Raw genomic sequence first — 23,380 nt, 5'->3', positions numbered from 1 at the left:
CACACGGGGAGATTCCGTGTGCGCCGTTCGGTCTTCAGGTTGCGCTGGTCACTGCTGGATGAAGGCCAGGAGGTCGGGGTTGATGACGTCGGCGTGGGTGGTCAGCATCCCGTGCGGGTAGCCCTCGTAGATCTTCAGGGTCGAGTTCGGCAGGAGTTCCGCCTGCTTCAGTGATGCGTCCTTGTAGGGGACGATCTGGTCGTCGTCGCCCTGTGTGACGAGCACGGGAACGGAGATGGCCTGAAGATCCGCGGTCTGGTCCGTCTCCGAGAAGGCTTTGATGCCCTCATAGTGGGCGAGCGCGCTGCCCATCATGCCCTGACGCCACCAGTTGGCGATCACGGGCTCGGACACGGTGGCACCTGAGCGGTTGAACCCGTAGAACGGGCCGGAAGCGACGGCCTGGTAGAACTCCGCGCGGTTGGCTGCCAGAGCATCCCGGAAACCGTCGAACACCGAGATCGGAGTACCTTCCGGGTTGCCCTCGGTCTGCACCATCAGCGGCGGAACGGACGAGACGAGCACCGCCTTCGCGACGCGTCCCTGGGGCTCACCGTACTGGGCGACGTAGCGCGCGACCTGGCCGCCTCCCGTCGAGTGCCCGATGTGGATGGCGTTGCGCAGATCGAGGTGCTCGACAACGGCGGACGCGTCGCTGGCGTAGTGATCCATGTCGTGCCCCGTGCCGATCTGCGAGGATCGGCCGTGGCCGCGCCGGTCGCTCGCGATCACACGGTAGCCCTTGCTGAGGAAGTAAAGCATCTGGGCGTCCCAGTCATCGGCGGAGAGCGGCCAGCCGTGGTGGAACATGATGGGCTGCGCGTCCGGGCTGCCCCAGTCCTTGTAGTAGATTTCTGCGCCATCTTCGGTGGTAATGAACGGCATGGTCAACCTCCGGTTTTCTGATGAATGATGAGGGAAGCGCGTTCACGATAACCTCAGGCCCACCACCGACCGGTCCTACGATTGTCCAGAGGTTGGAGGGCGGATGGGTCCGCTCACCTCGCCCAGGAACTCACCAGTAGCCGGGGTCTGGGATCGACCGAGTGCCAGGAGTCGCCGGACGCTCGCCCCCTCTCGGAGTGCACGCGGATCGCCGCCTGACGCGGAGGAACGCGGACGATGGATACCATTAGCGCGGTCGGAAGGTGGAGGTGATCGTGGTGGCTGAGCTACTCGATTCGGTCGAGCTCGCCGTGTTCGAGCGGCTCATCGATGTCGGCAAGTTGCTCGAGCGGCGGGCGGATCGCGCCACGCGCGAGCACATCGGACTGAAGTACGTGCAGTACGAGGTGCTCATCCGTCTCCGCAACGCGGGCGGGGAATTGCGCATGACGGAGTTGGCGAACAAAGTGGTCAGCACTCCCAGCGGCCAGACGTATCAACTCGCGCAGCTGGAGAGGGCCGGGCTGGCCGAACGGGTTATCGCGCCGGGCGACGAGCGGGGAGTGCTCGCGCGGATCACAGAGAAGGGCCGGGCGTTGCTGCGCGAGGTATCGCAGCATCAGAACGACATGATCGTCGAAGCGGTGATCGCGCCCCTCACCCGCGAGCAGGTGGAGGCCGCCCATCGCATCCTCGGCGCGCTGCAGCTTCATCTGCGCGGGGAAGAGACCGGAGGTCTCATCCCGGCGAGCCTTCGTTCGCCCACATCAAGCGAGGAATAGCGCCGTACGCGTTTTTTACAAATTTGAAACAAATGTCGTCGCTCGTGGTAACGTCACGGCCATATCTTCAAATTTGTAATAAGTCGAAGGTATGGGCGATGAGGCCCGCCGCTCACGTCGCGGCGACAAGCGCACCGACCTCCGGCTTCCCTTCTACCGAAGGAGCGCGCGTGATCGCACTCGACCACATAGCCATCTGGTCTGACAATCTGTACCGCACCACGATCGAACTCAGCAGGATGACCGGCATCGGCAGTGCTGACGGCGGATACTTCCCGGGCCTGGGGCTCGGCCAGAAGATCATCTCGCTCGGTGGAAGCACCTACCTCGAGATCGAGAGCATCGTCGACCATTCGATGATCGCCGAGAGGAGACCGCTCGCACTCGAGCTCGAGCGTCAGACCGCTTCCGGGCCCTGCTTCGCCGGGCTCTGCCTGCGCAGCGACGACATCGCCGAGATCGAGTCGTTCGCGGCTCACCGCGGAGTGGAGGTCTCCACGGAGATCGCCGGTGGGAAAGAGGTGATGGTCCCCCGGCAGAAACGGGGCAAGGCGGCGCACGCGCCCGACTTCCTCGGCTCCTGGCTGCATGGCAAGCCGAACATCTACTATGTCCCCGATCTCGACACCCACTCCAGCACGCTCCCCACGCAGCCCGGTACCGGCGAGGTGGAGGGCCTGGGCGTCAACTCGCTCGAACTCGGGGGCGACGAAGCAGCACTCCGAGACTGGTTGGGTGACATCGATCCAGGGCAACTGGGAATCGACATCACCTTCAATGGTCGCGCTGACGGACTCTACGCCGTCGGTTTCGACTCCACCGCCGGGCCGCAGACCATTCGGCTCGCCCCCATCACTCTCTAGACTGCGTCACCTCGACCCAACGGAGACACCATGTCCGCCACCATCAATGCACCGATCACCGGAACACACGCGAAAGTCCGTCGGGCCGCACTCTCGGGCTTCTTCGGCAGCGCCCTCGAGTACTACGACTTCCTCATCTACGGCTCAGCCTCTGCGCTCATCTTCGGAAGACTGTTCTTCCCCGAATCCGGAGCATCCGCCACGTTGCTCTCCGTCGCCACCTTCGGCGTCGCCTACGTCGCACGCCCGTTCGGCGCCGTCCTATGGGGCCACATCGGCGATCGCTTCGGCCGGCGTCGTGCTCTCGTCCTGACCATCGCGCTGATGGGCGTAGCGACCTTTCTGATCGGGCTCCTGCCGACCTATGAGAGCATCGGCTGGGCCGCCCCGGCCCTCCTGGTCTTTCTGCGCCTCGTGCAGGGGCTGTCTGCCGGAGGCGAGTCTCCGGGATCGACATCTTTGACCGTCGAGCACGCACCCGAGGGTCGCCGTGCGTACTACACCAGCTTCACCATGAGCGGGATGCAGTTCGGGATCGCACTCGGCAGCCTGGTCTTCATCCCCATCGCGCTGCTCCCCGAGAGCGCCCTCTTCAGCTGGGGGTGGAGAATCCCGTTCCTCGCCAGCGGCGTGTTCACGATCGTCGCCTATCTTCTGCGTCGCAAACTCGAAGAGCCGGAGACGTTCATCAGCATGCGCGACGAAGGAGAGCGTGCGCGGCTGCCCATCGCCGTCCTCCTGAAGGACCACTGGCGCACGACGGCGCGAGTGCTGCTGCTGAGCACGATCAACGTGGTGGGCACGATCTTCAACGTCTTCGCCCTTTCCTACGGCTCGCAGCACGGCATACCGAGCGCCGTGATGCTGGCAGTCGTCTCCTTCGGCAACCTCGCTGCAATGGTGATGTCGCCGATCGCGGGCAGGCTCTCCGACCGATGGGGGCGCCGGACTCCCTTCGTGATCGGCTCCATCGGCTCCACCCTGTGCATCGCCCTGCTTTTCGTCGCGATCGACGCGGGGAACATCCCTCTGATCTACCTCTTCGGGGTTCTGGGAATCGGTGTCTTCTACGCGATTCCGATCACCGTCGGCGCGACCTGGTACCCCGAGCAGTTCCCCGCCGCGTGCCGCTACACCGGTATGGCCGTCGCCTTGATGCTCGGCATCCTGCTCTCAGGCTTCGCCCCGGCAATCGCCCAGGGCTTCGGCGCAAACGGGGCGAACTGGGGGCCGGCGATCCTCCTCTGCGCGGCGGTCGCCCTCGTGTCCTCCGTGGTCGCCCTCATCGCGCCGGAGACCTATCGGGTGACGAAGGACCTGCTCGGAGTGAAGCGGCGGCGTGACTGACCGTCATCGCCGCGCATGACGACGGCCGGGCTCGAAAGAGCCCGGCCGTCGATGCATCCGGCTCACGCCGTTCGTCGGGGAGTGATGCCTTGGGTGCCACGGGGGAACGTCGCCAGCACCTCCTCCGGGATGTTCAGGTGCGCTGACACCAGCGATGGTGGAACGTGTGCCAGCCAGTTGGCGAGCGAGACCTCTTCGTACTTGTCGGCTTTGAACACCTCGAGGAACTGCAGCACGTCGTCCCCTGTGTTCTCGATGTAGTGGCCGTAGTTGCGCTTCACGACTCCGACGTCGCCCGGACGGAAGTCGGTGGTGTTCGCGTGCGGGCCTGTGTTGAAGACGGTCATTCGCGCGGAGCCGCGCAAGTAGTACTGCCACTCATCGGCGTTGGGATGCCAATGCAACTCACGCATGGATCCCGGCTCGACCGTCACCAAGGCGGCGGCGACCGTGTTCGAAAGCGGGAAGTTCGTGCTGTCGGCGATCTGGATGCTGCCGCCGCTGTTCTGGTGCAGGGGCTCCGAACGTGACAGGCGGAAGATGATCGGCTCCGCCGCACCCCAGGTGACGCCGGACGCATCCTGGTCCCGTTCCAGCTCGCCTGGTTCGTCGCCGGGGAAGATCCACAAGTTGTGCAGCGGGATGTCCGTGAACACTTCTTGAGCGACGCCGAAGTTCTTCGCGAGGACGTCCGGCGGTGTGTGCGCGAACCAGTCCGTGAGCAGCAGAGTGTTGGACTCCGACTGGGCGCCGTCGTCGAATGCGAGCACGAACTCCGCGCCGACAGGGCCGAGGCCCTGCAGCGAGTGCGGTGTGCCGGCGGGGAAGAACCAGAGGTCGCCTTCCTCGACGTCCTCGACGCTCGGGAGACCCGATCGGCTGAGTGTTGTGACGCGGCATCGGCCCTTGGTCATCACGGCCCACTCGGCGGTCTGGTGCCAGTGCAGTTCCCGGATTCCGCCGGGTTCCAGGTACATGTTGACGCCCGCGATCTCATCAGAGATATGGAAATCGGCGCTGGTGATCTCGCGCGCCCAGCCGCCGCGCTGCACTCGGCGGGGAGAGATGTTGAACGAGGACCAGAAGAACGGCTGGGTGCTGATGTCCGTCGGCGGGGAGTCGATCTGGTTGGGGAACTGGCTCTCGATGACCCGGTTCTGCGGCCCGTCCATGACTGTCGCCGCAGTGTCATCGGCGGTGTTGATCTCGCCCTCGAGGGGAAGATCCGGGTTACCCAGCGTCGGCGTCTCGTGGTGGGGTGCACCCTCGCTGCTGTCCATGTCCGAGTTCCCTCTCTGTCAGCTCACGACTGCGGCAGCTTCGGGTGTCGCCACCCGGAAGCTGAAGGTCTCTTCGAGGTACAGGGTGACCAGGTCCGCATCGTGGTGCGCGTACCCGATCGCGATGTCCTGTCCTGCCTCGAACACGTAGTCGCCGCCGCGCTGGCTGACCACGACCGCCCCGTCGAGTCCCGGTGTCCACACCACCGGACCCCCAGGAGCGTCTCGAGGTGCTTCAGGAGGGGGCTTCCCCCTTGGTCGCTGCCCGCGACGACATTGATCCAGGTGTCCGTGTCCACTGCGAGGCCGTAGGGGGCGTCCACTCCCGCGCGCTTGAGCTGTGCGGCCGCCACGGCGACCTGCTCCGCGAAGCGGCGAGGGTCGTCCGGTCGATTGAGACGAGGATTCGGCGTCGCGGGGACGATGCCTGCGAAGCCGAGTGCGTCCCAGCCGTTGAAGATGGCGGAGTTCTCGATGGTCGCGAGCTGCGCGGCGGCTTCGTCCAGTCCTGACAGGTCGACGTCGATTGCGCCGCGGGAGGCTGCGTCCAGCTCCGCCCTGCTGAGGGAGAACTCGAGACGAACCTCAGCCAGGGGGAGAACTGCTCGGGCGCGGACGATCGCGTTCTGACCCGGCGCGTCCACAACGGCTCCGACCCGTCCCGTGGATGTGGCGGAATGCTCCCACCCGAGCGGACCGACGAAATCGACGAGCTTGCGGGCACCGAGCGCCGGCGCCAGCCGCGTGCGCGCCTCGTCGTCGAGCATCGCCCAGGTGTCGTCGGTGATCGGCGCCAGATCGCGAAACAGATGATTCATGGGTTCTTCCCTTCCAATGCGCTCAGCGGAGCGAGCCGAGACCGAGCGACCCGTCCGCCGTCGTGTCGGGGGTGGCCGCTCTCGATGGTTGCGATTCCGCCGCCGCCGCGGCCGGGGCGTCGAGCTCACCGAGCATGTCTACGGGCGGGACGAAGAATGCGCTACCCGTCACTGCCGTGGAGAAGTCCAGGAGGCGATCGTGCAGTCCCGGCGGGTCACCGATGAACATCCGGTCGAGCATTTTCTGGATGACCCACAGGTTGCGGCAGTAGCCGATGAAGTACGTGCCGAACTGGCCTGAAGCGGGGCTTCCGAACGGCATGTTGTCCCGCAGGATGTCGTGCTCGCCTCCGTCGGCGTCGACGATGGTGGCGAGCGTCTTGTGCGACTTCTGTCCGGAGGGTGCGTCGTCGAGCTCGATGTTGTCGGCTTTGGTGCGACCGATGATCGCCTCCTGCTGTTCGGTCGTCAGCGACCTCCAGGCCGAGAGCGGGTGCGTGTACTTCTGGACCACCACGTAGCTCCCGCCGGCGAAATCCGGGTCTTCGTCGCCGACCAGGGTCGATTCCGGCAGGTGTCGTCCGACGGGATTCGCGGCGCCGTCGACGAATCCGAGGAGATCCCGGACATCGAAGTAGCGGAACCCCACCGTCTCGTCCGCTACCGTCACACCGTCGCCCAGGTTCTCGAGGAGCTGCCGCTCGAACTCGAAGCAGAGGTCCCTCCGGTCTGCGCGGATGTGGAAGAGCAGGTCACCGGGCGTAGCCGGTGCCGTGTGACGTGCGCCACGGATCTCGCGGAACGGGACAAGCTCCCGCGGCGACGGCATCCCGGTCAGTTCGCTCCAGAGACGGGCGCCGACGCCGACCGTGCACGTGAGGTTCGCTCCCAGATCGCGGAAGCCGACCGTCTCGATCAACCCGGAGAGGTCGGAGAGCACCGAACGCACGGTCGCGAGGGAACTCGGCGCCTCGTCAACGCACACCACGAGGAACACCGCCGTCTGCGTCAGCGGGGCATCCACCTGCTGAGCTTCTATGGGTACCCGGCGGTATCCCGCCGACCCTGCCTGACCGACCATCTGCCCTCCCGCTGGGGAGTTTAGGTGGGCGACCCGCCTGCCCATTTCCTTCTGATGTAGGAATTGCGGCCGGAGGCTCCGAATTAGCCTCGCCCGTATGGTCGAGAAGCTCAATGTGGGTGTGGTCGGAGGGTCGATCGGTGGCTTGTTCATCGCGGCGCTCCTGACCCGGGACGGTCACCAGGTCACGCTGATGGAACGGTCGCGGGAAGGACTCGCTCGCCGGGGAGCCGGACTCGTGGCGCAGCAAGAACTCCTCACCTTCTTGCGAAGCGTCGGGCGTTCCTCCGAAACGCGGGTGGGAGTCGTCGCGCATGAGCGGATCACCTTGGACCGGGCCGGCCGGGTCCTCTCCCGCGACCCCACACCACAGATGCAGCTGTCCTGGGATCATCTCTACGACGTGCTGCGCGAGCTCGTCCCGGCCGGCTCCTATCTGCTCGACCACGCTGTGCGCGCCGTCCGCTCGACCGACGTCAGCGCAGAAGTGGAGAGGGTCGACGGTGAGCGCCGGTTCTTCGACGTCGTCGTCGGAGCCGACGGCCTCGGTTCCGTGACGCGCGAAGCGGTCGTGCCCGATGAGAGGGGCAACCGTTATGTGGGCTATGTGACGTGGCGCGGGCTGATCCCCGAGCACGCGCTCACGGGCAGGGCCGCCGACATCCTCCTCGGACGGTTCGCCTTCTTCACGGCGCCCGGCGTGCACATGCTCGGATACCTCGTGCCGGGACCGTCCGGCGAGGTGTCCCCGGGCGATCGCAGGTACAACTGGGTCTGGTATCGGCCTCTGTCCGTCAATGACCTCGCCGACCTCATGCGCTCGAGCGGTCGCCCGGTCGGTAGCCTCTCCCTGGCTCCCGGCGACCTGCCCGAACCCCTGCTCGAACAACTTCGCCGAGACGCCCGCACGGAACTGCCTCCCGAGTTCGTCGCGGCGGTCGAAGCCGAACCTCGGCCGTTTCTGCAAGCGATCGTCGACTTCGTCCCGTCCCAGATGGTCCGGCATCGTGTCGCCCTTCTCGGCGACGCTGCCGTTGTGGTTCGACCGCACACGGCAATGGGAGCTTCCAAGGCGGCCGGGGACGCCCTGACGCTCGCCGGGCTGCTCGAGCGCCTGCCGGTGGTGGATGCTCTGCAGAGATATCAGCTGCAGCGGCTCCCGGTCGGCCGTTCGATTGCACAGTACGGTCAGCGGCTGGGCGACTCGCTTCCGCTGACTCGGACACGGCAGATCCGATGACTCAGTCGCCCGAAGGGGAGTCAGGCCTTCGACGTCGGCAGATAGCCGGCTCCGGTGAGAAGCCGTCGGAGGTCGACGACCATCTGCTCATCGATGTCCTTGTGCCGTGGGCGGCTCAACACCAGCCGCTCGTCTCCCAGCTTCACGATGAACTTACCATCGTGTTCTTCGCGAACGTCGCCGGCTTCTTCGAGCAGGGCCAGCACATCGTGCCACTCGATGTTGTGCGACGTCGGGTGACGTTCGATCTGCTCAAGGGTGGTCCGGTGATGCTCGGACAGGTGGTCGTCGGTCGCGTCGGTCATGTGTGGTCCCCTTTCGGCCCGATACGTCGTCACCATAGCGGCGAATTTCTGCCGAGAGCACTCTCGCGTTGTAGCAACCTGGGGGAGGAGGACGCTCGACCTGTTGCTTCATGTTGGTGAACGACTAGCGTTGATGGTATGGGCAGGCCACGCAGCTTCGACGAGGGACAGCTCTTGGACTGCGCCCAGGAGATCTTCTGGACGAATGGGTACACCTCAACGCGCATCGAGGACATCGGACGTCGGTCGGGAATCGGCAATGGCAGCATCTACGCTGCGTACGGAAGCAAGCTGGGCCTCTTCCTGGCGGTCTTCGGTCGTTACTGCGACGGCCGGGTAGCTCTCGTGGATTCCGTCGTGGGAGCCCACACCGGCACCTTCGAGGACGCAGTCAACAATTACCTCGACGCCATCATCGAGGACTGCACGACGCATCCCGATCGTCGCGGCTGCCTCATGCTGAACAGCATCACCGAGCTCGGTTCCCGGCATCCCGAAGTCGTCGACATCGGCGGCCGGACCATCCGGTCGCTCGAGGCGATCCTGCACAGGCGAGTTCTCGAGGCCATCGCAGAGGGCGAGCTGGCGATCCCGGCGGAGGAGAGCGCGGACCTCGGAGCTCACATCGTCCTCGTGTCTCAGGGGCTGATCCAACTCAGCCGCGCCGGCGCCTCGACCCAGAAGCTCCGCGCGATCGCGCGGACCTCCAGCCGGATGAGCTCGCTCCTGTCCGCCGCCTGACTCGCGGGCGCACCGCTCGACATTCGTCGCAATCCGTCACGACGGATCGACGAGCGCTCTGGCGCTCCTCCTCTGTAATGTCGCCGCATTCGAGACCGGCGAGCACGACGAGGGGAGACATGGCCGACGCGACTTCCGCCCCCACCGCACTGTCTTCCCTCCGCGTACCCGCTTTTCGCGCGCTGTGGCTGGCGGGAATCGCCAGCAACATCGGCGCGTGGATGCAGACCGTCGGCGCACAGTGGTGGTTGGTCGAAGGGCACAGCTCGGCGGCCACGGTGGCGCTGGTGCAGACCGCCGCATCCCTGCCGGTGCTGCTCCTGGCGATCCCCGCGGGCGTCCTGGGAGAGTTCGTCGACAAACGGCGGCTCCTCATCGCCGCTCAGACGGGTCAACTCGCGGTTGTCGTCGTGCTGACGATTCTGACGGCGAACAACACGCTGACACCGCCCATTCTGCTCACGCTGACACTGCTGCTGGGCATCGGGTCCGCCGTGCAGCTCCCCGCCTACCAGGCGATCGTGCCGGAGATCGTCCCGCCGGCAGACATCCCGGGCGCGGCGTCGCTGTCGTCTGTCGGCGTCAACATCGCTCGGGTGATCGGCCCGGCCGCCGGGGGTCTCCTCGTCGCCGCATCCGGGGTCGCTGCGGTGTTCCTCGTCAATGCTGCGTCGTTCGCGGTCTTCGTGATCACGGTGATCTGCTGGCGAAGCTACCATCCGACCAGCCGACGACCCGAGGCCTTCATGGATGCGACCCGTGCCGGACTGCGCTACGTCCGGCACTCCCCGGTGATCCGTTCGATCTATCTCCGACTGGGTGCCTTCCTCGTCCCTGCCGCCGGCATGTGGGCGCTGCTCCCACTGGACGCAAGCGCACGCCTGCATCTCCCCGCCGGCGGCTACGGTCTCCTGCTCGGGTCACTCGGCGCCGGATCGGTCGTCGGTGCGTTCCTGCTCCCGGCGATCAGGCGAAGAGTTGGGGCGGGGAGGACGATCCTGCTCTCCGTCGCCGTCTACGGAGCGAGTTGCGCCGCGCTGGGCTTCGCTGGTCACCTGCCCGCAGCTGTCGCGCTGCTGGCCCCGGCGGGTTTCGCGTGGCTGGGAGTTATCGCCACCATCAACGCCGAAGTACAAGCATTCCTGCCGCCGTGGGTGCGGACCCGCGGCCTCTCCATCTTCCAGCTGGTGCTCTACGGCGGGACGGCGCTCGGCTCATGGTTGTCAGGAATCGCCGCCGACCTCGTCGGAGTGCCGACGACTCTCGCGATCGCCGGCGCGCTCGTGATCCTCGTCGCTCTGTCGATTCTGATCGCACCGATCGCTGATCCTGCGGGGATCGGGCGGGAGACGGTTCCCCTGCCGCTCACCGATGCACCGCCTGTGTCCGCGGAAGCCTCCGTCGATGGGGAGCCCGTGCTTGTCCTCGTCCATTACACGGTGCCCGAGTCAGCACGACAGCAATTCCTCGAGCACATGCGGCTCGTCGAGGAGAGCCGGCGCCGCACCGGCGCACTCACCTGGGAGACCTACCGCGAGGCCGACGACCCCGGCACGATCACGGAAGCGTTCACCGTCGCCTCCTGGCGCGAGCACCTGGACCAGCACGCTGATCGCCTGACCGCGTACGACCGCCAGGTGGTCGAGGCGGCGCGGGCATTCAGCACGACGCAGCCGTCCGTCCAGCATCTGATCGGCACGCAGTCAAAGACCCACCACCTCTGGCGGCCGAGCCTCACAGGCCGCCGCGATCGCTAGGCCTCGGCCGCTCCGGAGGCGATTTCGGCCAACCGAGCGAGCGCCATTCGCGATCTGTCGTCGGTCGGCCGCCAGACGACGAGCGTCAGATCGTACGAGCCGGGGATGCTCAGCTGCTGGTACGCCAGCGTCATCGGGCCGACGACGTCGGGTGTGAAGGTGAATGCGTCAGCGCTGCCCGGCGTGTCATCGCGCGCCCAGGCTCCGGCGAACGCCGTGCTTCGCGCCTCCAACTCGCCGACGATCCTCTCGAACCCGTCGTCGGCTTCGTGCTGGTTGAGGGACTGCCGGAGGTTTCCGGCCACGTGCTCGGCGATGACGTCCGGATCGGGGTTGGATCGCAGAACGTCCGATTCGAGGAAGGTCGATCGCGCGAGATTGACCCCGTCGCGGAAGGCCGTCGAGACGGCCCTCGCCAGATCGTTGGCGACGAGCACGGTCAGGTACCGATCCCGCACGAACGCCGGGATCCTGGGCCATGACTCGATCAGCTCGCGAATCTCCCGGGGCACAGTCTCCGGGCGCTCTTCGGAAGTCATGGCCGAAACGATAGCGAACGCGCGTCTCGCGAAACTGGTGCCTCCAGGGTCACCTTCGCCCGATCGACGCCCGGAGCGCGGCTCCGGAGTGCCCGAATTCCGGGCGCGGGCGCGGGTCGTGCCCAGTTGGGAGGGAGCGGGCGGGCCAGCCAACTGGAGACGTCAATCCACAATGATCGTGACTATGAACACCCCTTCAGGAACAGGTGCACGATGAACCTGCAGGATGTCGTCGACGAGCTGGCTGAGACCCTCGGACGAAGTGTGATCATCGACGACACCGCGTCTACTGCAGTTGCCACCAGCGGCTCTCACTCGCTGCACCGACGGCTCGCGGTTCCCATCCGCGACGACAGCGGACAGTTGGGTACGCTGTGGCTCTCCGAGGATGACGAGTGTCCGCTCACATCCGCCCAGTATTCATTCATCGATGTCGCGGCGAGGGCTGCGCGCCAGATCCTCTCCGAGAAGGCGGGGTCTCCCGAAGGCCTGTCCCACAATGCCGTCATGTCCCGGCTGCTGGCCGAGGACGCGGCCGTCCGCCGCCGCGCGTTCACACACGCTGTCGCCCGGCGGTGGATCGAACGCGGAGAGTCGACCATTCTCCGTGCGGTCGTCCTCGACCCGAAGGCGGGTGTGCTCGACACGCTCGCTTTCGGCCGGCATATCACGGCCCTCAAGACGATCGACCTCGTGTTCATCGTCTCTCACGAGAACATCCTCTTCTTCGTGGAGCGAGCGGTTCCGCTCAACCGTTTCGGGGAGCGGGCCGACACGGCAAGCGCGATCATCAAGCGAGAGGCGGCAGCGCGCGGGCTCCCCCTTCGCGGGATCGGATCCGCTCACCTGGACCGGAGGGATGAAGACCTCTTGAACGCCGCCGAGCAGGCACGGCGGGCGGCCGAGATCGTGGCATGGCTTCCGCACCTCGACGGGGTCGCCGACATCTCCCAGCTCGGGGCGTGGGTCCTACTCGACTCGATCGATGCGGGCGAATCCCACGTCGGGATGTTCTCCCCTGCGGCACTTCAGCTGTGGGAGCACGCGAACGAGCTCCAGCTGCAGACCGTCGAGACCTTCCTCGATGCGTGCGGGCGGGTGCGAGATGCGTGCGAGGAGCTTCACATCCACCGGACCACTCTCTACTACCGGCTGGACAATCTCCCGGACGGCGTGCGTGCTGCTCTTGACGAGGGGATGACCCGCAGCGCGCTCCATATCTGCCTGAAGCTCCTCCGCTACTGGAAGGCCACAGGCCGCATCTGATTTCCCGGACCCTCCTCATCTCCACCGATTCCTGCGGAGGAAGCCATGGATACTGTGCCACCTCATCGTCACGGTTCTCGCGCGCTTCGGCCTTCGTCAGCTCCACGGCCAAGCCGATGACAGCCTCGAGGCACTCCACGATGCGGCCTCCCGTGCCGAGATGGCGTGGCGGGTGGCTCAGACACAGAACACGCGAGGAGTCGACATGGTGAGAAGACACCGCCCCCGAATTCGCCACGGCGCCGGTTTCTGGCTAGTCGCCGCGACATTCCTGATCGTCATGGCCTATTCGACTGTTCCCACACCGCTGTACCCCTTGTACCAACAGCGCGACGGCTTCCCGACGTTCGTGATCACAGCGATATTCGCCGCGTATGCGGTCGGCGTCATCGTCTCCCTCTACTTCGCCGGCCACATCAGTGATTGGCTTGGACGGCGACGCATCCTGGTCGTAGCGGTACTGATCTCGGCGGTCTCCGCCCTGCTGTTCCTGATGTGGGCGGACGTCCCGGGGCTGATCGCCGCGCGCTTCATCAACGGTGTGAGCATCGGCATCATCACAGCGACTGCAACCGCGCACCTCGGCGAGTTGCGCTCCGTGGTTCGTCCCGAGGAAAACTCCGTGATCGCGGCGTCGGTGTCAGGAGCCGCAAATCTCGGCGGCCTGTCCCTGGGGCCGCTGATCGGCGGCCTCTTCGCGACTTTCTTGGCTGCCCCGCTGGAGCTCCCGCACCTGGTCTTCCTGGTGGTCCTGCTGGCATCGGCAGTAGCGCTTCTTCTGGTCCCCGAGACCGTGAAAGTGCCGGATCAGGCACCCCGGTATCGTCCTCAGAGGTTGTCCGTCCCTGCGGGCGCCCGTTCCCCGTTCCTCGTCGCAGCATTCGGTGCGTTCTCGGGCTTTGCAGTCCTGGGCCTGTTCACGTCGCTTGCACCGACCTTCCTCATCTCGACCTTCATGACGAGGGATCACCTCATCGCCGGGGCGACCTCCTTCGCGGTATTCGCGGCAGCTGCCGCAGGACAGCTTCTGCTCTCGCCGTTGGCGGTGCGCACCCAGTTCGGTCTCGCGATCATCGCGTGCAGTGTCGGCCTCCCGCTCGTCGCGGTCGGCGCACTTCTCCCGCAGCTCGCTGTCTTCATCGCAGGCGGCGCTGTCGCCGGTCTGGGGGTGGGCCTCCTGTTCAAGGGGGCCGTGTCCACCGCCATGTCCGTCGCCGACCCCTTGAGAAAGGGCGAAACGTTGGCGCTCATCTTCCTCATTGCTTACGCGGGACTCGCCATCCCAGCGCTTCTCGTCGGTGCCGCTCTCTCGGTGGCCTCCGCGACCGTCGTGCTGCTGGTGTTCCTCGTCATCGTCCTCGCCGCGACGACCGTCGCTGCCGGCATCATGCGGCAGCGAGCACCGCGGATTCGTCGCACCGAAACGGCGCGGCGCGCAAACAGCGATCAGATGTCCTAATCGTCGCCCTCCATGTCCCAATCAGCACTCACGCACTGCCGCCCGATTGGCTGACAATAGGCGTCAACAGATCCGAAGCTCTCAAGGAGACGAACGGATGGGCGTCGCGCGAAACACCACCCCTCTCGGCGAATACCTGCGGGCTCGAAGGGAGTCGGTTCAGCCGCACCAGGTCGGCATAGAAGCGCTTCCCGGGCGCCGCGTGCCGGGCTTGCGTCGCGAAGAGGTCGCGGAACTCGCCGGCATGAGTCCTGACTACTACCTCCGCATCGAGCAGGGCCGCGACCGCCGGCCATCGGAACAAGTCCTGGCGTCCCTCGCCCGAGCGCTCCTGCTGGACGACGACAGTTTTCGGTATCTGCTGCGTATGGCGCGGCCGCGGCCATTCATCCGCAGCGCTCCGACCGATGGCGCCATCAGTCGCGGTGTCGAGCTGTTGCTTGCGCAGTGGAGTCACACGCCCGCGTATGTGACCGATGCGAACCAGAACATCCTCGCGACGAATCACCTGGTGAGAGGCATGGCATCGGGTGTGCTCGTCCCGGGTACCAACCTGCTTGTCACGTGCTTCGAAAGCTATGCCGCATTCCTCGCCAGCACGCCGTCAGCGACGTCGACGGAGCGCGAGACGATTTCGGAGTGGGAGGGGACGCTTCGTGAGCTGACTGCGGCACTGCGGTATCACGGCGATCCGGATGATCCGCATTTCCAGGAGATCGTCGGAACCCTGTCGGCACGGCACCAGCTCTTCCGAACGATGTGGGCTGAGCACGACGCGAAACCGCACATCGCCGGGGTGAAGCGGTCGTTCGTCCCGCCTCTCGGATGGGTGGACTTCCGCTACCAGACGCTCGAGGTCCCGCGAAGCGGCGGACAGTTCATCACCACCTTCTTCGGGGATCCCGGTTCGGCCGCAGCTCAGGCCATCGCCTATCTGGCCGCCCTACCGGAACCGTCTCAGCACGCTGCGCACGTGCCGGGAGAAGATGACCTCAGACGGTCGAGTGCGAAGCGCGACGGGTCATCCGACGGGGCGAAGACGAGAACCGAGTTGTCTTCGTAGCCGCTGACTCTCAGAACGGCGAACATCGCCCGCAAATGTCCTACCGCTGTGCTCTCGAATTCGATGAGCCCGGACGTCTGGGTGGATCGATCCGGATGAGCCCATGTCTCCGAGAACTCCCTCGACTTGGCGAGCAGTTCCCCGAGAAGCCTCTGCGATGCCCGGTCATCGTCATGCTGGTCGACGGATTCTCGCAGAAGGTCCGCGACGACGCTCGACATCGCGTGCCAGCGGGGATGGTCCGAGCGCCGCTCCGGCGAAAGGAACGCGAATCGCGCGAGGTTGACCCCCGGTTCGAACGCCGGGGACAGCGCCCGCGCCAGAGGGGTGGAGTCCAGCACTGTCAGGCGGCGATCGTAGAGAACGGCGGGAACGCTTTCCCAGAACGGGAGAAGCTGCTCTCGATGATCTGTCCCGTCGGGCGTGCCTACGCTGGCGAACATGGTTCGAATCTATGGGGCCGGGGTCGCCTCTGCGTGGCCCTGGTTTTCACACCTTCGAAGCCGTCATCCCGTGGATGCCTTGCTGGTGTGGAAGCGACGCTGATACTGAGAAGGGGTGATGCCGAAACGCGTCACGAATGCACGCCGGAAGCTGACCGGGGATGTGTACCCGGTCGCCAATGCCGCTTCCGCCACTGACGTACCCGATTCGAGGTGACTCACCGCGATATCGAGTCGGATGGAGGCGACGTACTCGGTCGGTGTGGCATCGAGTTCATCGCGCATGATTCGGGTCAGATGTCGCGGACTCACGTTCACGTGTGAGGCGAGGTCGCGGACCGTATGCGGTCGAGTCGGGTCCGCATGCACGAGCTCGGTCACCGATCGAGCGATCGGTGAGCGAATCGGCTTGACTTTGAGCGACGCGGAGAACTGCGATTGAGACCCGGACCGCTTCATGTAGACCAGCAGCAGCTGGGCAACGCTGCGGGCAACGTCCGACCCGTAGTCCTGCTCGAGCAGGGCGAGCGCAAGATCGATTCCCGCCGCGACGCCGGCGGAGCTGTGGAACTTCCCATCGTGGACGAAAATGGCGTCCTTCTGGACAGTCAACTGGGGGAAAGTCGCTTGAAGTGTGGGCGCGAATTTCCAGTGCGTCGTCGTCGTCCTGCCATCGAGGAGGCCCGTTGCTGCCAGAGCAAAGGCGCCTGTGCAGATCGATGCGACTCTCGCGGAACGATCCGCCAGTGTGCGAACGGCACCGAGAAGTTCGTCGGTGAACACCTCGGGTGCTCGCTCGGATCCCGGAATGATGAGGGTGTGCAGCTCCGGGACGTCCGCGACAGCGGACTGCACACCGATTCGCAGCCCCATCGAGGAGGTCACATCCTCGCCCGTCGTGGAGATGAACAGGATTTCGTACCGGGCGGCGACTTGGGACGCTTCGTGGAACACTTCAGCTGGGCCGATGAAATCGAGCATCTTCACGCCATCGAAGACGAGGATCCCCACGCGCAACGTCGGGCCTTCGGCGGCTCGTGACATGGCGCTCCTCTCGGAGAAACCGAGTTCTGGAATACGAACTCCATTACATCGGCTTTCGATCGCGGCTGTCGACATGCGGCGGCGAAAACCTTCAAAGTAGCCGCGCGAGGGCCACCTAGCCGGTGCTTTGGGCAGCCAGGTAGGCGAGCACGGCAGCGCCCGGGGTGTTGGGGGGAGCGAAGGTCGTTCGGAGCACGTGTCCGGGCCGCCCGGGGACCTCCAAGTTCTGATAATGCAGATCCACCACGCCGAAGCCGTCGAACAAGGCCTGAGTGACACCATCGGCTTGCGGCCACGCGTCATGGCGGGCCCAGAGTCTCGCGAAAGTGGGACTTCGCGCCGACAGCTCACGCACTATCTGTTGCAGACGGGGGCTGAGCGGATCGCTATGGTAGCGAAGCGCTGCTGTCATGTGAGCAGCGGACGCCTCCCAGTCCTTTGCGATTTTCTGCATGTGGTCGCTGAAGTAGCTGACGACGTTGTTCTGTCCGACATCGAGGAATCCTCTTCCGATTCGCAGCGCCATGTCGTTGGCGGCGACGATGTCGTGATTTCCGTCCGTGATGTAGGCGGCGGTGTGCCGCCAGTGTTCCAGAAGTGCCGTCAGGCTTTCGTTGGGCTCGGAGGCCGGGGTGGGCGGGTATTCGCTGTATGCGATGCGAAACATGTACTCGACCCCGTAATGGTCGAGCTGCAGTGCTCGGGCGAGAGCCATGAGGACCTGCTCCGACGGGCGCTGGTCGCGTCCCTGTTCAAGCCTGAGGTAGTAGTTTTCGCTGACTCCGGCCGCCATTGCGACCTCGCTCCGTCGCAAGCCCGATACTTTTCGTCCGGGATCTGCGGCGAGTCCGATCGACTCGGGTGCCACCAGCCCCCGCCGTGCGCGTAGATAGTCGCCAAGTACCGATGCTCGGGTAATCACAGATCCGGCCCCTCCAGATGGAGCTCTTTCAATTTCGAAATACTACACCCGCCTCGGGGCGGCCGCGATGCCGCCTGCCAGGAGGGACCATCAGACTTCGACAGTCGTCGTAACCGCCGACCGCATCGTGCGTCTACGGTCGGCTCACGAGGAAAGGCGGCGCCATGCACGTACCAGCGGATCTCAGGGAAAGCGAACGAGAAGCCCTCGATCACATCAGGTACCACCCGACCACGCACCACGCTGACTGGGATGCAGTGATTCTTATGCTCAAGCGTCTCGCGAACGTGGAGCTCTCACACGCAGGGAATGTGGCGGTGGTGAGGATGGGCGATGAGCGGCTGGAACTGGCCAAGCCGAGGTCCGGTCCGCTGCCCGAGCGGGATGTGCTGAAGATCAGGCGCATGCTCGGAACGGCAGGACTGCTCGGATGACCAGGATCTGGGCAACTGGAGCGATGACGACGTCGCGACTTCTCAGGTGCTCAGCCGCCGCCGCCGGAGCGTCACGGCGGTGAACACGCCGACCACAGCGGAGCCGAGCAGGGGGGCGACGATTGAGAGCCACAGTTCGCTCAACGCGATGGGTCCTCCGTAAACAGCTGTAGCGATCGAGCGCGCAGGGTTGAATGACCCGTTTGACACGGGGATGGCGACGAGCGCGACGACCGTCAGCGTCAACCCGATCGCGAGCGGAGCCACCGCTGCATACCGGCTCTTGTCGGTCACGACAATGACGACAGCGGTCAGAATCGCCGTGGTCACGACTTCAACGAGGAATGCTGCCCACCAGCTGTACCCGCCAGGCGACAACGGCCCCCACCCCGTCGAGGCGAAGCCTGCGTCTTGCGATTCGGCGAGGAATCCAGGTGGACCACCGGCCGCAATCCCCACGATCACGCTCGAGGCGAGAAGCCCTCCAACTACCTGGGCCGCTATGTAGCCGCCGACAAGCGTCCAGGGGAAGCGTCCTGACAGTGCAAGTCCGACGGTCACAGCAGGGTTGAAATGGCCGCCTGACACGGGACCGAAGGCATAAGCTCCGACCAGCACACTGAGGCCCAGTGCGAGCGCCACACCGAGAAACCCGACGTTCGACCCGTGGGCTTTCATGTCCCCGGCATCCAGCACGGCGGTGCCGACGACTCCGAAGACGAGGAGGAAGGTGCCGGCGGCTTCCGAAAGGTAACGGCGGCTTGACACAGCGATCCGCTTCGATGCCGAAGTCGCCATGCTGGTGTTCGCGGTCATCTGGCTCTCCTCAGTCGGGGTTGAGGCGAAGGTACCCAAGGCTGAGCGCCGAAGCTTTCGACGTCCGTCGAAACAGGCGTCGACGTGCGTCCGGACCGCGACGTGCGGACCGCGGCCGCGCGGTCCGAGCCCGTCCGCGCGTTCATCGTTATGATCACAGGGGATGTCACCGTCGACAGGGGGAACCATGAATCAGCGCGCCCGCGCCGCACGCGTCGTATCGATCGTCGCGGCCACTCTGCTCGCGGCCGGCCTCGCCGGCTGCACCGGGGAGCCGAACGGAGGAACGACAGCCGCCGTCACCACCGGCTGCCTGAACCTGCGCTCGGCCGTCACCAACCTGGAGGCTCTGCGCTCCTGGTGCGTGGACCATGGCGACCCGGCCGGAGCGGCCGCCTGGATGAGCGGCATCGAGAACTCCTTGAAGGCCGAGGTTCGCGCCGATTCCAGCTCCGCCGCGCGCGCCGACCGCGTGGCGGGGCAGCTCGACGAACAGATCCAGCTGCTGGCCGGAGCCGACAAGGAGGCGGCGGTGGCGCAGCTGCCGGATGCCCTGGCCCGCATCATCGACGAGCTCGCCCCGGCGCGGGACGGAGCGTGCGGCGTGAGCTGACGCCGGCCCTCAGCTCCGGGGCGCCGGCGGCGGGTTGTCGGGCAGCCAGTCCTCGAAGCGGGTCTCGAAGATCGTGGCGTCCGGTCCGGGGAGGAGCATGTCCTCCGTCAGTCGCTGCCCGAAGTAGAGCGCGTCGGGGTCGGCGACCACGGTGCGCGAGTCGCCGCGGAAGGCCAGTCCGGTGCGGATGAGGTCGTCGAGGCCGAACTCCTCGGGGCCGGCGACCTCCCGCGTCCCGTTCAACGGCTCGTGGGCGGTGACGCGGGCGACAGCCGTCGCCACGTCTTCCGCAGCCATCGGGCGGATCAGGGCGGGGGAGAGGTGGACCTCGTCCGCGACCGTCGCCGAAGCGGCGATGCTGGTCACGAACTCGAAGAACTGGGTCGCGTGCACCAGGGAGAACGGGATGCCGCTGTCCCGGATGAGCTTCTCCTGCGCGATCTTCGCGCGCATGTAGCCGCTGTCCGTCATGCGGTCCGAGCCGACGACGGAGAGGGCGACGTAGTGCTCGACGTTCGCCTTCTTCGCGGCGGCGATGATGTTCGTCGTCGCCGTGGTGAAGAACGCCATGACGTCGTCGTCCGCGAACGACGGCGAGTTCGACACATCCAGCACGGTGGATGCGCCGGCGAGCACCCCGTCGAGACCTTCGCCGGTGATGGTGTCGACTCCCGAGTTCGGGGAGGCGGCGATCGCCCCGTGACCGTGCTCGGTCAGTTTCCGAATCACTTTGGAGCCGATCAGGCCCGTGCCTCCGATGACGACGATGTGGGACATGCTGTCCTCTCCTTCTGCGGTGTGTGAACTGCCGTACTCCAGCTCTGACCGCGGCGCCGCCCATTTCGTGACAGCGAGTCACAGATTCCTCGTCTGCGTGGTCCTAGTTGGCGTAGGCAGACGGACAGGTCTGAACGGAGGCACTCGGATGTCAGCGATCGCGCACTGCTGGTGGTCGACGTGGGAATGGCTTGCCCGGCCGGTTCACTACCGGGCGGTGCGCGCGTTGCACGTGGCCGCCGAGACCAAGGACCGGGACCGGTTGAGGAGCCTCCTGACGCCGAACGTGTCGGTCGTCGTCGACTCCGGAAGGGGTGACCCCTCGGGCGTCCGCGTGGTCCACGGGATCTCCGACGCCGCCGTGATGCTGGAGCACGGATTCGCTCGCAAGCACGGCATCCAGGTCACCGAGCAGTCGGTGAACAACCAGGCCGGTCTGATCATCAGTCGAGCCGGCGCGCCGATCGCCTCCGTGGCCGTGGACTTCACCGGGCGTCTCGTCTCGGTGGTCTGGGTCCGCCTGGATCCGGTCGAGCAGCGGCATTGGAACAGCGTCTACGCGTGAGCGCCCGGCTGGGGGAGGTGGGTCACGTCCGCGGTCACAAGTGACCCTGCTACGCGGTCATAGCCCGTGACCCGACGAGCCTCGACACAACGGAGAAGTCATGCCAAACCCCACAACCGCCCGGCAGCGGCCGAGTACGACGCTGCAGCGGACGGTGCTCGCCATCTCGGTGCTGGCGACCTTCATCGCCTTCCTGGATGGGAGCGTCGTGAACGTCGCTCTGCCCGCGATCGGCCGCGAACTCGGCGGTGGCCTCGCCGCGCAGCAGTGGGTGGTGGATGCCTACCTGCTGACGCTGGGGTCGGTGATCCTCCTCGCCGGCTCGCTCTCCGACCTGTTCGGCCGCCGTCGTGTGCTGTTCTGGGGCTTGCTCGGCTTCGCTGTCGCATCGGTCCTGTGCGCTCTCGCACCCACCGCGGGCGTCCTGATCGTGGCCCGCGGGATGCAGGGAGTCGCGGGTGCGCTTCTCGTCCCCAGTTCGCTCGCCCTGATCTTCAGCAGCTTCAGCGGCGCCGCCCAGAGCCGCGCCATCGGCATCTGGACCGCCATCACCTCACTGGCGAGCATCGCGGGACCCGTTCTCGGCGGCGTCCTGGTCGACACCCTCTCGTGGCGGTGGGTGTTCGGCATCAACCTCCTTCCGATCGCGGTCACGTTGCTCCTGCTGCGCGGGCTCCCGGCGGATCCCCGGCGTCCGGCGGATGCGCGTGTCGACTGGGTCGGAGCGGGCCTGGGCGTCGTCGGTCTGGGGCTTCCGGTGTTCGCGCTGATCGAGCATCCACGGTACGGGTGGGGCTCGCCGCTGATCGCCGGCGCCGCGGGGCTCGGACTGGTCGCACTGGTGGCGTTCGTGTGGTGGGAGCGGCGGACGCGGCAGCCGATGCTGCCCCTGGGCATCTTCCGCGCTCGCGACTTCTCGGTCGGGAACGTCTCGACGGCGTTCATCTACGGAGGGGTGGCGGTCGGCACATTCGCGCTCGCGCTGTTCCTGCAGCAGGGCGCCGGGTACTCGGCGACGCTGGCCGGGTTCGCGATGGTGCCGTCGAGCATCCTGCTGATCGCGCTGTCGGCCTTCTTCGGCCGGCTCAGCGGACGCGCGGGCCCCCGGCTGCTCATGACTGTCGGACCTCTGATCGCGGGCGCCGGTTTCCTGCTCATGCTGCGCATCGGCGAGAACGCCGACTACGTCACCGAGGTTCTGCCGGCGGTCGCCGCGTTCGGGCTCGGGATGTCCATCACGGTGGCACCGCTGACCGCGACCATCCTCGGCGCGGTCGACACCGCCCGCTCGGGGATCGCCTCCGCGGTGAACAACGCGGTCTCCCGTGTCGCGGGCCTGGTGGCGGTCGCCCTGGCCGGATCGGCCGGAGGCGCTATGACGGCCGTGGGGAGCTTCCACGACCTGGCCGGTGCGGCGGCGGTCGCGCTCTTCATCGGCGCGGTGGTGTCGGCCATCGGCATCCGGAACCCGAAGGCGACGGCCGCTCCTGCCGCGACTGTTGTCACAACGGCGCACGCTGTCCGGTCATAGCCGGTGAGCCCGTGGACGGACCACGGGCCGGAACGGAGAAACCATGAGGATCGTCGTCGTCGGAGGGACGGGGCTGATCGGCCGGCCGCTGGTGGAGTCGCTGCGCGAGCAGGGGCACGACGCAGTGGCGGCGTCGCCGTCCACCGGTGTGGACACGGTCACCGGCGTCGGGCTCGCGGAGGTGCTGCGCGGCGCGGACGTGGTGGTCGACACCCCGAACGCGCCGTCGTTCGAGGACGGGCCGGTGCTCGACTTCTTCGAGCGCTCGACGGGCAACCTCGTCGCAGCCGAGAAGGATGCGGGGGTCCGGCATCACGTCGTGCTCTCGATCGTCGGCGCCGACCGGCTGCCCGACATCGGCTACATGCGGGCGAAGACCGCCCAGGAGCGGATCGTGCGCGAGAGCGGCATCCCGTTCACGATCGTGCGCGCGACGCAGTTCTTCGAGTTCATCGGCGCGCTGACGGACGGCGCGACGCAGGGCGACACGGCCGTGCTGTCGGACGTGCTCATGCAGCCGATCGCGGCGGCCGACGTGTCGGCGGCGCTCGCCGAAGCGGCGACGGCGCGACCCGCCGACGCCGTGATCGAGCTGGCAGGTCCCGAGCCGCTCCGCCTCGACGAGCTCGCGCGGCGGCTCCTCACCGCTCGGGACGATCACCGCGAGGTCGTGACCGACCCGGCCGCCGGCTACTTCGGCGGAACGGTCGACGACCGCTCCCTGGTTCCGGGGAACGACCCTGCGATCACCGACCAGCGCTTCGGGAGCACGACGTACTCCCGCTGGCTGGAGGGTGCTCGCTAGCATT

The 23,380-nt window shown here is 66.3% G+C and carries 24 protein-coding genes and 1 pseudogene; 14 read left to right on the top strand and 11 right to left on the bottom strand.

Annotated elements, in window-relative coordinates:
* Nucleotides 1-48 precede the first annotated feature (48 nt).
* On the bottom strand, nucleotides 49-885 hold the full coding sequence (locus tag ACTJI1_RS08290) for an alpha/beta fold hydrolase (protein WP_440742252.1): 837 nt from the start codon (nucleotides 883-885) through the stop codon (nucleotides 49-51).
* A gap of 263 nt (nucleotides 886-1,148) precedes the next feature.
* Between ACTJI1_RS08290 and ACTJI1_RS08285 the strand changes: the two genes are divergently transcribed.
* The 3 genes from ACTJI1_RS08285 to ACTJI1_RS08275 all read left to right on the top strand — a co-directional run bounded on the left by ACTJI1_RS08285 (nucleotide 1,149) and on the right by ACTJI1_RS08275 (nucleotide 3,877).
* The gene (locus tag ACTJI1_RS08285; RefSeq protein ID WP_440742251.1) at nucleotides 1,149-1,667 is read left to right on the top strand and encodes a MarR family winged helix-turn-helix transcriptional regulator; all 519 of its coding nucleotides are present in this window, start codon (nucleotides 1,149-1,151) and stop codon (nucleotides 1,665-1,667) included.
* A 170-nt stretch (nucleotides 1,668-1,837) separates the two neighbouring features.
* Nucleotides 1,838-2,530 (top strand): VOC family protein, encoded by a 693-nt coding sequence (locus ACTJI1_RS08280; protein ID WP_440742250.1) that lies wholly within the window; start codon nucleotides 1,838-1,840, stop codon nucleotides 2,528-2,530.
* Nucleotides 2,531-2,560: 30 nt separating this feature from the next.
* Entirely contained in the window at nucleotides 2,561-3,877 is a 1,317-nt protein-coding gene (locus ACTJI1_RS08275; RefSeq protein WP_440742249.1) for an MFS transporter, read from the top strand.
* 62 nt (nucleotides 3,878-3,939) lie between these two features.
* Here the strand turns inward: ACTJI1_RS08275 and ACTJI1_RS08270 are convergent, their stop codons facing one another.
* The 3 genes and pseudogenes from ACTJI1_RS08270 to ACTJI1_RS08260 form a co-directional block, all read right to left on the bottom strand.
* Nucleotides 3,940-5,157, bottom strand: coding sequence for a cupin domain-containing protein (locus ACTJI1_RS08270; RefSeq protein WP_440742248.1), 1,218 nt, complete (start codon nucleotides 5,155-5,157; stop codon nucleotides 3,940-3,942).
* 18 nt (nucleotides 5,158-5,175) lie between these two features.
* Nucleotides 5,176-5,924 (bottom strand): annotated as a pseudogene (locus tag ACTJI1_RS08265) (family 1 encapsulin nanocompartment shell protein).
* Between the two features lie 73 nt (nucleotides 5,925-5,997).
* Nucleotides 5,998-7,056: a Dyp-type peroxidase gene (locus tag ACTJI1_RS08260; RefSeq protein WP_440742247.1), complete on the bottom strand. Its 1,059-nt coding sequence runs from the start codon at nucleotides 7,054-7,056 to the stop codon at nucleotides 5,998-6,000.
* Nucleotides 7,057-7,153: 97 nt separating this feature from the next.
* Between ACTJI1_RS08260 and ACTJI1_RS08255 the strand changes: the two genes are divergently transcribed.
* The gene (locus tag ACTJI1_RS08255) at nucleotides 7,154-8,296 is read left to right on the top strand and encodes an FAD binding domain-containing protein (RefSeq protein WP_440742246.1); all 1,143 of its coding nucleotides are present in this window, start codon (nucleotides 7,154-7,156) and stop codon (nucleotides 8,294-8,296) included.
* A 20-nt stretch (nucleotides 8,297-8,316) separates the two neighbouring features.
* On the opposite strand, the gene ACTJI1_RS08250 is transcribed toward ACTJI1_RS08255, so the two are convergent.
* Nucleotides 8,317-8,601 carry a hypothetical protein gene (locus ACTJI1_RS08250; RefSeq protein WP_440742245.1) on the bottom strand — a complete coding sequence of 95 codons (285 nt, stop codon included), beginning with the start codon at nucleotides 8,599-8,601 and terminating at the stop codon, nucleotides 8,317-8,319.
* 138 nt (nucleotides 8,602-8,739) lie between these two features.
* Here ACTJI1_RS08250 and ACTJI1_RS08245 point away from each other — a divergent pair, with 138 nt between their 5' ends.
* Both ACTJI1_RS08245 and ACTJI1_RS08240 read left to right on the top strand, forming a co-directional pair.
* Complete coding sequence (locus ACTJI1_RS08245) at nucleotides 8,740-9,342, top strand: TetR/AcrR family transcriptional regulator (protein WP_440742244.1); 603 nt, start codon at nucleotides 8,740-8,742, stop codon at nucleotides 9,340-9,342.
* A gap of 119 nt (nucleotides 9,343-9,461) precedes the next feature.
* Complete coding sequence (locus ACTJI1_RS08240) at nucleotides 9,462-11,099, top strand: MFS transporter (RefSeq protein WP_440742243.1); 1,638 nt, start codon at nucleotides 9,462-9,464, stop codon at nucleotides 11,097-11,099.
* On the opposite strand, the gene ACTJI1_RS08235 is transcribed toward ACTJI1_RS08240, so the two are convergent.
* Nucleotides 11,096-11,638: an MmyB family transcriptional regulator gene (locus ACTJI1_RS08235; protein ID WP_440742242.1), complete on the bottom strand. Its 543-nt coding sequence runs from the start codon at nucleotides 11,636-11,638 to the stop codon at nucleotides 11,096-11,098. The genes ACTJI1_RS08240 and ACTJI1_RS08235 overlap by 4 nt on opposite strands.
* 264 nt (nucleotides 11,639-11,902) lie before the next feature.
* Here ACTJI1_RS08235 and ACTJI1_RS08230 point away from each other — a divergent pair, with 264 nt between their 5' ends.
* From ACTJI1_RS08230 to ACTJI1_RS08220, 3 genes are all read left to right on the top strand, one after another.
* Nucleotides 11,903-12,904: a helix-turn-helix domain-containing protein gene (locus ACTJI1_RS08230; protein WP_440742241.1), complete on the top strand. Its 1,002-nt coding sequence runs from the start codon at nucleotides 11,903-11,905 to the stop codon at nucleotides 12,902-12,904.
* Nucleotides 12,905-13,109: 205 nt separating this feature from the next.
* Entirely contained in the window at nucleotides 13,110-14,363 is a 1,254-nt protein-coding gene (locus tag ACTJI1_RS08225) for an MFS transporter (protein WP_440742240.1), read from the top strand.
* A gap of 97 nt (nucleotides 14,364-14,460) precedes the next feature.
* Nucleotides 14,461-15,426, top strand: coding sequence for a helix-turn-helix transcriptional regulator (locus ACTJI1_RS08220; protein ID WP_440742239.1), 966 nt, complete (start codon nucleotides 14,461-14,463; stop codon nucleotides 15,424-15,426).
* Here ACTJI1_RS08220 and ACTJI1_RS08215 read toward each other — a convergent pair.
* The 3 genes from ACTJI1_RS08215 to ACTJI1_RS08205 form a co-directional block, all read right to left on the bottom strand.
* Nucleotides 15,321-15,869: an MmyB family transcriptional regulator gene (locus ACTJI1_RS08215; protein WP_440742238.1), complete on the bottom strand. Its 549-nt coding sequence runs from the start codon at nucleotides 15,867-15,869 to the stop codon at nucleotides 15,321-15,323. The genes ACTJI1_RS08220 and ACTJI1_RS08215 overlap by 106 nt on opposite strands.
* Before the next feature lie 63 nt (nucleotides 15,870-15,932).
* The gene (locus ACTJI1_RS08210) at nucleotides 15,933-16,913 is read right to left on the bottom strand and encodes a GlxA family transcriptional regulator (protein WP_440742237.1); all 981 of its coding nucleotides are present in this window, start codon (nucleotides 16,911-16,913) and stop codon (nucleotides 15,933-15,935) included.
* Nucleotides 16,914-17,028: 115 nt separating this feature from the next.
* The gene (locus ACTJI1_RS08205; protein ID WP_440742236.1) at nucleotides 17,029-17,835 is read right to left on the bottom strand and encodes a helix-turn-helix domain-containing protein; all 807 of its coding nucleotides are present in this window, start codon (nucleotides 17,833-17,835) and stop codon (nucleotides 17,029-17,031) included.
* A gap of 164 nt (nucleotides 17,836-17,999) precedes the next feature.
* On the opposite strand from ACTJI1_RS08205, the gene ACTJI1_RS08200 reads away from it, so the two are divergent.
* Entirely contained in the window at nucleotides 18,000-18,269 is a 270-nt protein-coding gene (locus ACTJI1_RS08200) for a hypothetical protein (protein ID WP_440742235.1), read from the top strand.
* A 42-nt stretch (nucleotides 18,270-18,311) separates the two neighbouring features.
* On the opposite strand, the gene ACTJI1_RS08195 is transcribed toward ACTJI1_RS08200, so the two are convergent.
* A complete protein-coding gene (locus ACTJI1_RS08195; RefSeq protein ID WP_440742234.1) occupies nucleotides 18,312-19,085 on the bottom strand; it encodes an aquaporin in 774 nt (257 codons plus the stop codon).
* 187 nt (nucleotides 19,086-19,272) lie between these two features.
* On the opposite strand from ACTJI1_RS08195, the gene ACTJI1_RS08190 reads away from it, so the two are divergent.
* A complete protein-coding gene (locus ACTJI1_RS08190; RefSeq protein WP_440742233.1) occupies nucleotides 19,273-19,698 on the top strand; it encodes a hypothetical protein in 426 nt (141 codons plus the stop codon).
* A 9-nt stretch (nucleotides 19,699-19,707) separates the two neighbouring features.
* Here the strand turns inward: ACTJI1_RS08190 and ACTJI1_RS08185 are convergent, their stop codons facing one another.
* On the bottom strand, nucleotides 19,708-20,475 hold the full coding sequence (locus ACTJI1_RS08185) for an SDR family oxidoreductase (protein WP_440742232.1): 768 nt from the start codon (nucleotides 20,473-20,475) through the stop codon (nucleotides 19,708-19,710).
* Between the two features lie 148 nt (nucleotides 20,476-20,623).
* Between ACTJI1_RS08185 and ACTJI1_RS08180 the strand changes: the two genes are divergently transcribed.
* The 3 genes from ACTJI1_RS08180 (at nucleotide 20,624) to ACTJI1_RS08170 (ending at nucleotide 23,376) form a co-directional block, all read left to right on the top strand.
* On the top strand, nucleotides 20,624-21,040 hold the full coding sequence (locus tag ACTJI1_RS08180) for a hypothetical protein (RefSeq protein ID WP_440742231.1): 417 nt from the start codon (nucleotides 20,624-20,626) through the stop codon (nucleotides 21,038-21,040).
* A gap of 100 nt (nucleotides 21,041-21,140) precedes the next feature.
* On the top strand, nucleotides 21,141-22,571 hold the full coding sequence (locus ACTJI1_RS08175) for an MFS transporter (RefSeq protein WP_440742230.1): 1,431 nt from the start codon (nucleotides 21,141-21,143) through the stop codon (nucleotides 22,569-22,571).
* Nucleotides 22,572-22,614: 43 nt separating this feature from the next.
* On the top strand, nucleotides 22,615-23,376 hold the full coding sequence (locus ACTJI1_RS08170; RefSeq protein ID WP_440742229.1) for an SDR family oxidoreductase: 762 nt from the start codon (nucleotides 22,615-22,617) through the stop codon (nucleotides 23,374-23,376).
* Nucleotides 23,377-23,380 lie beyond the last annotated feature (4 nt).

Origin of the sequence: Leifsonia sp. 22587 (assembly GCF_052044215.1) — a bacterium.
GTDB classification, from domain to species: Bacteria; Actinomycetota; Actinomycetes; order Actinomycetales; family Microbacteriaceae; genus Leifsonia; species Leifsonia shinshuensis_C.
Note: the sequence above shows the minus strand (reverse complement) of the source record. Positions and strands in the feature narration are given on the sequence as shown.

Bases quoted from the DNA above. Each gene is read 5' to 3' on its own strand.
- ACTJI1_RS08290 (WP_440742252.1), bottom strand. From the start codon at position 885: ATGCCGTTCATTACCACCGAAGATGGCGCAGAAATCTACTACAAGGAC.
- ACTJI1_RS08275 (WP_440742249.1), top strand. From the start codon at position 2,561: ATGTCCGCCACCATCAATGCACCGATCACCGGAACACACGCGAAAGTC.
- ACTJI1_RS08270 (WP_440742248.1), bottom strand. From the start codon at position 5,157: ATGGACAGCAGCGAGGGTGCACCCCACCACGAGACGCCGACGCTGGGT.
- ACTJI1_RS08260 (WP_440742247.1), bottom strand. From the start codon at position 7,056: ATGGTCGGTCAGGCAGGGTCGGCGGGATACCGCCGGGTACCCATAGAA.
- ACTJI1_RS08255 (WP_440742246.1), top strand. From the start codon at position 7,154: ATGGTCGAGAAGCTCAATGTGGGTGTGGTCGGAGGGTCGATCGGTGGC.
- ACTJI1_RS08250 (WP_440742245.1), bottom strand. From the start codon at position 8,601: ATGACCGACGCGACCGACGACCACCTGTCCGAGCATCACCGGACCACC.
- ACTJI1_RS08245 (WP_440742244.1), top strand. From the start codon at position 8,740: ATGGGCAGGCCACGCAGCTTCGACGAGGGACAGCTCTTGGACTGCGCC.
- ACTJI1_RS08240 (WP_440742243.1), top strand. From the start codon at position 9,462: ATGGCCGACGCGACTTCCGCCCCCACCGCACTGTCTTCCCTCCGCGTA.
- ACTJI1_RS08235 (WP_440742242.1), bottom strand. From the start codon at position 11,638: ATGACTTCCGAAGAGCGCCCGGAGACTGTGCCCCGGGAGATTCGCGAG.
- ACTJI1_RS08225 (WP_440742240.1), top strand. From the start codon at position 13,110: ATGGTGAGAAGACACCGCCCCCGAATTCGCCACGGCGCCGGTTTCTGG.
- ACTJI1_RS08220 (WP_440742239.1), top strand. From the start codon at position 14,461: ATGGGCGTCGCGCGAAACACCACCCCTCTCGGCGAATACCTGCGGGCT.
- ACTJI1_RS08215 (WP_440742238.1), bottom strand. From the start codon at position 15,869: ATGTTCGCCAGCGTAGGCACGCCCGACGGGACAGATCATCGAGAGCAG.
- ACTJI1_RS08210 (WP_440742237.1), bottom strand. From the start codon at position 16,913: ATGTCACGAGCCGCCGAAGGCCCGACGTTGCGCGTGGGGATCCTCGTC.
- ACTJI1_RS08200 (WP_440742235.1), top strand. From the start codon at position 18,000: ATGCACGTACCAGCGGATCTCAGGGAAAGCGAACGAGAAGCCCTCGAT.
- ACTJI1_RS08195 (WP_440742234.1), bottom strand. From the start codon at position 19,085: ATGACCGCGAACACCAGCATGGCGACTTCGGCATCGAAGCGGATCGCT.
- ACTJI1_RS08190 (WP_440742233.1), top strand. From the start codon at position 19,273: ATGAATCAGCGCGCCCGCGCCGCACGCGTCGTATCGATCGTCGCGGCC.
- ACTJI1_RS08185 (WP_440742232.1), bottom strand. From the start codon at position 20,475: ATGTCCCACATCGTCGTCATCGGAGGCACGGGCCTGATCGGCTCCAAA.
- ACTJI1_RS08180 (WP_440742231.1), top strand. From the start codon at position 20,624: ATGTCAGCGATCGCGCACTGCTGGTGGTCGACGTGGGAATGGCTTGCC.
- ACTJI1_RS08175 (WP_440742230.1), top strand. From the start codon at position 21,141: ATGCCAAACCCCACAACCGCCCGGCAGCGGCCGAGTACGACGCTGCAG.
- ACTJI1_RS08170 (WP_440742229.1), top strand. From the start codon at position 22,615: ATGAGGATCGTCGTCGTCGGAGGGACGGGGCTGATCGGCCGGCCGCTG.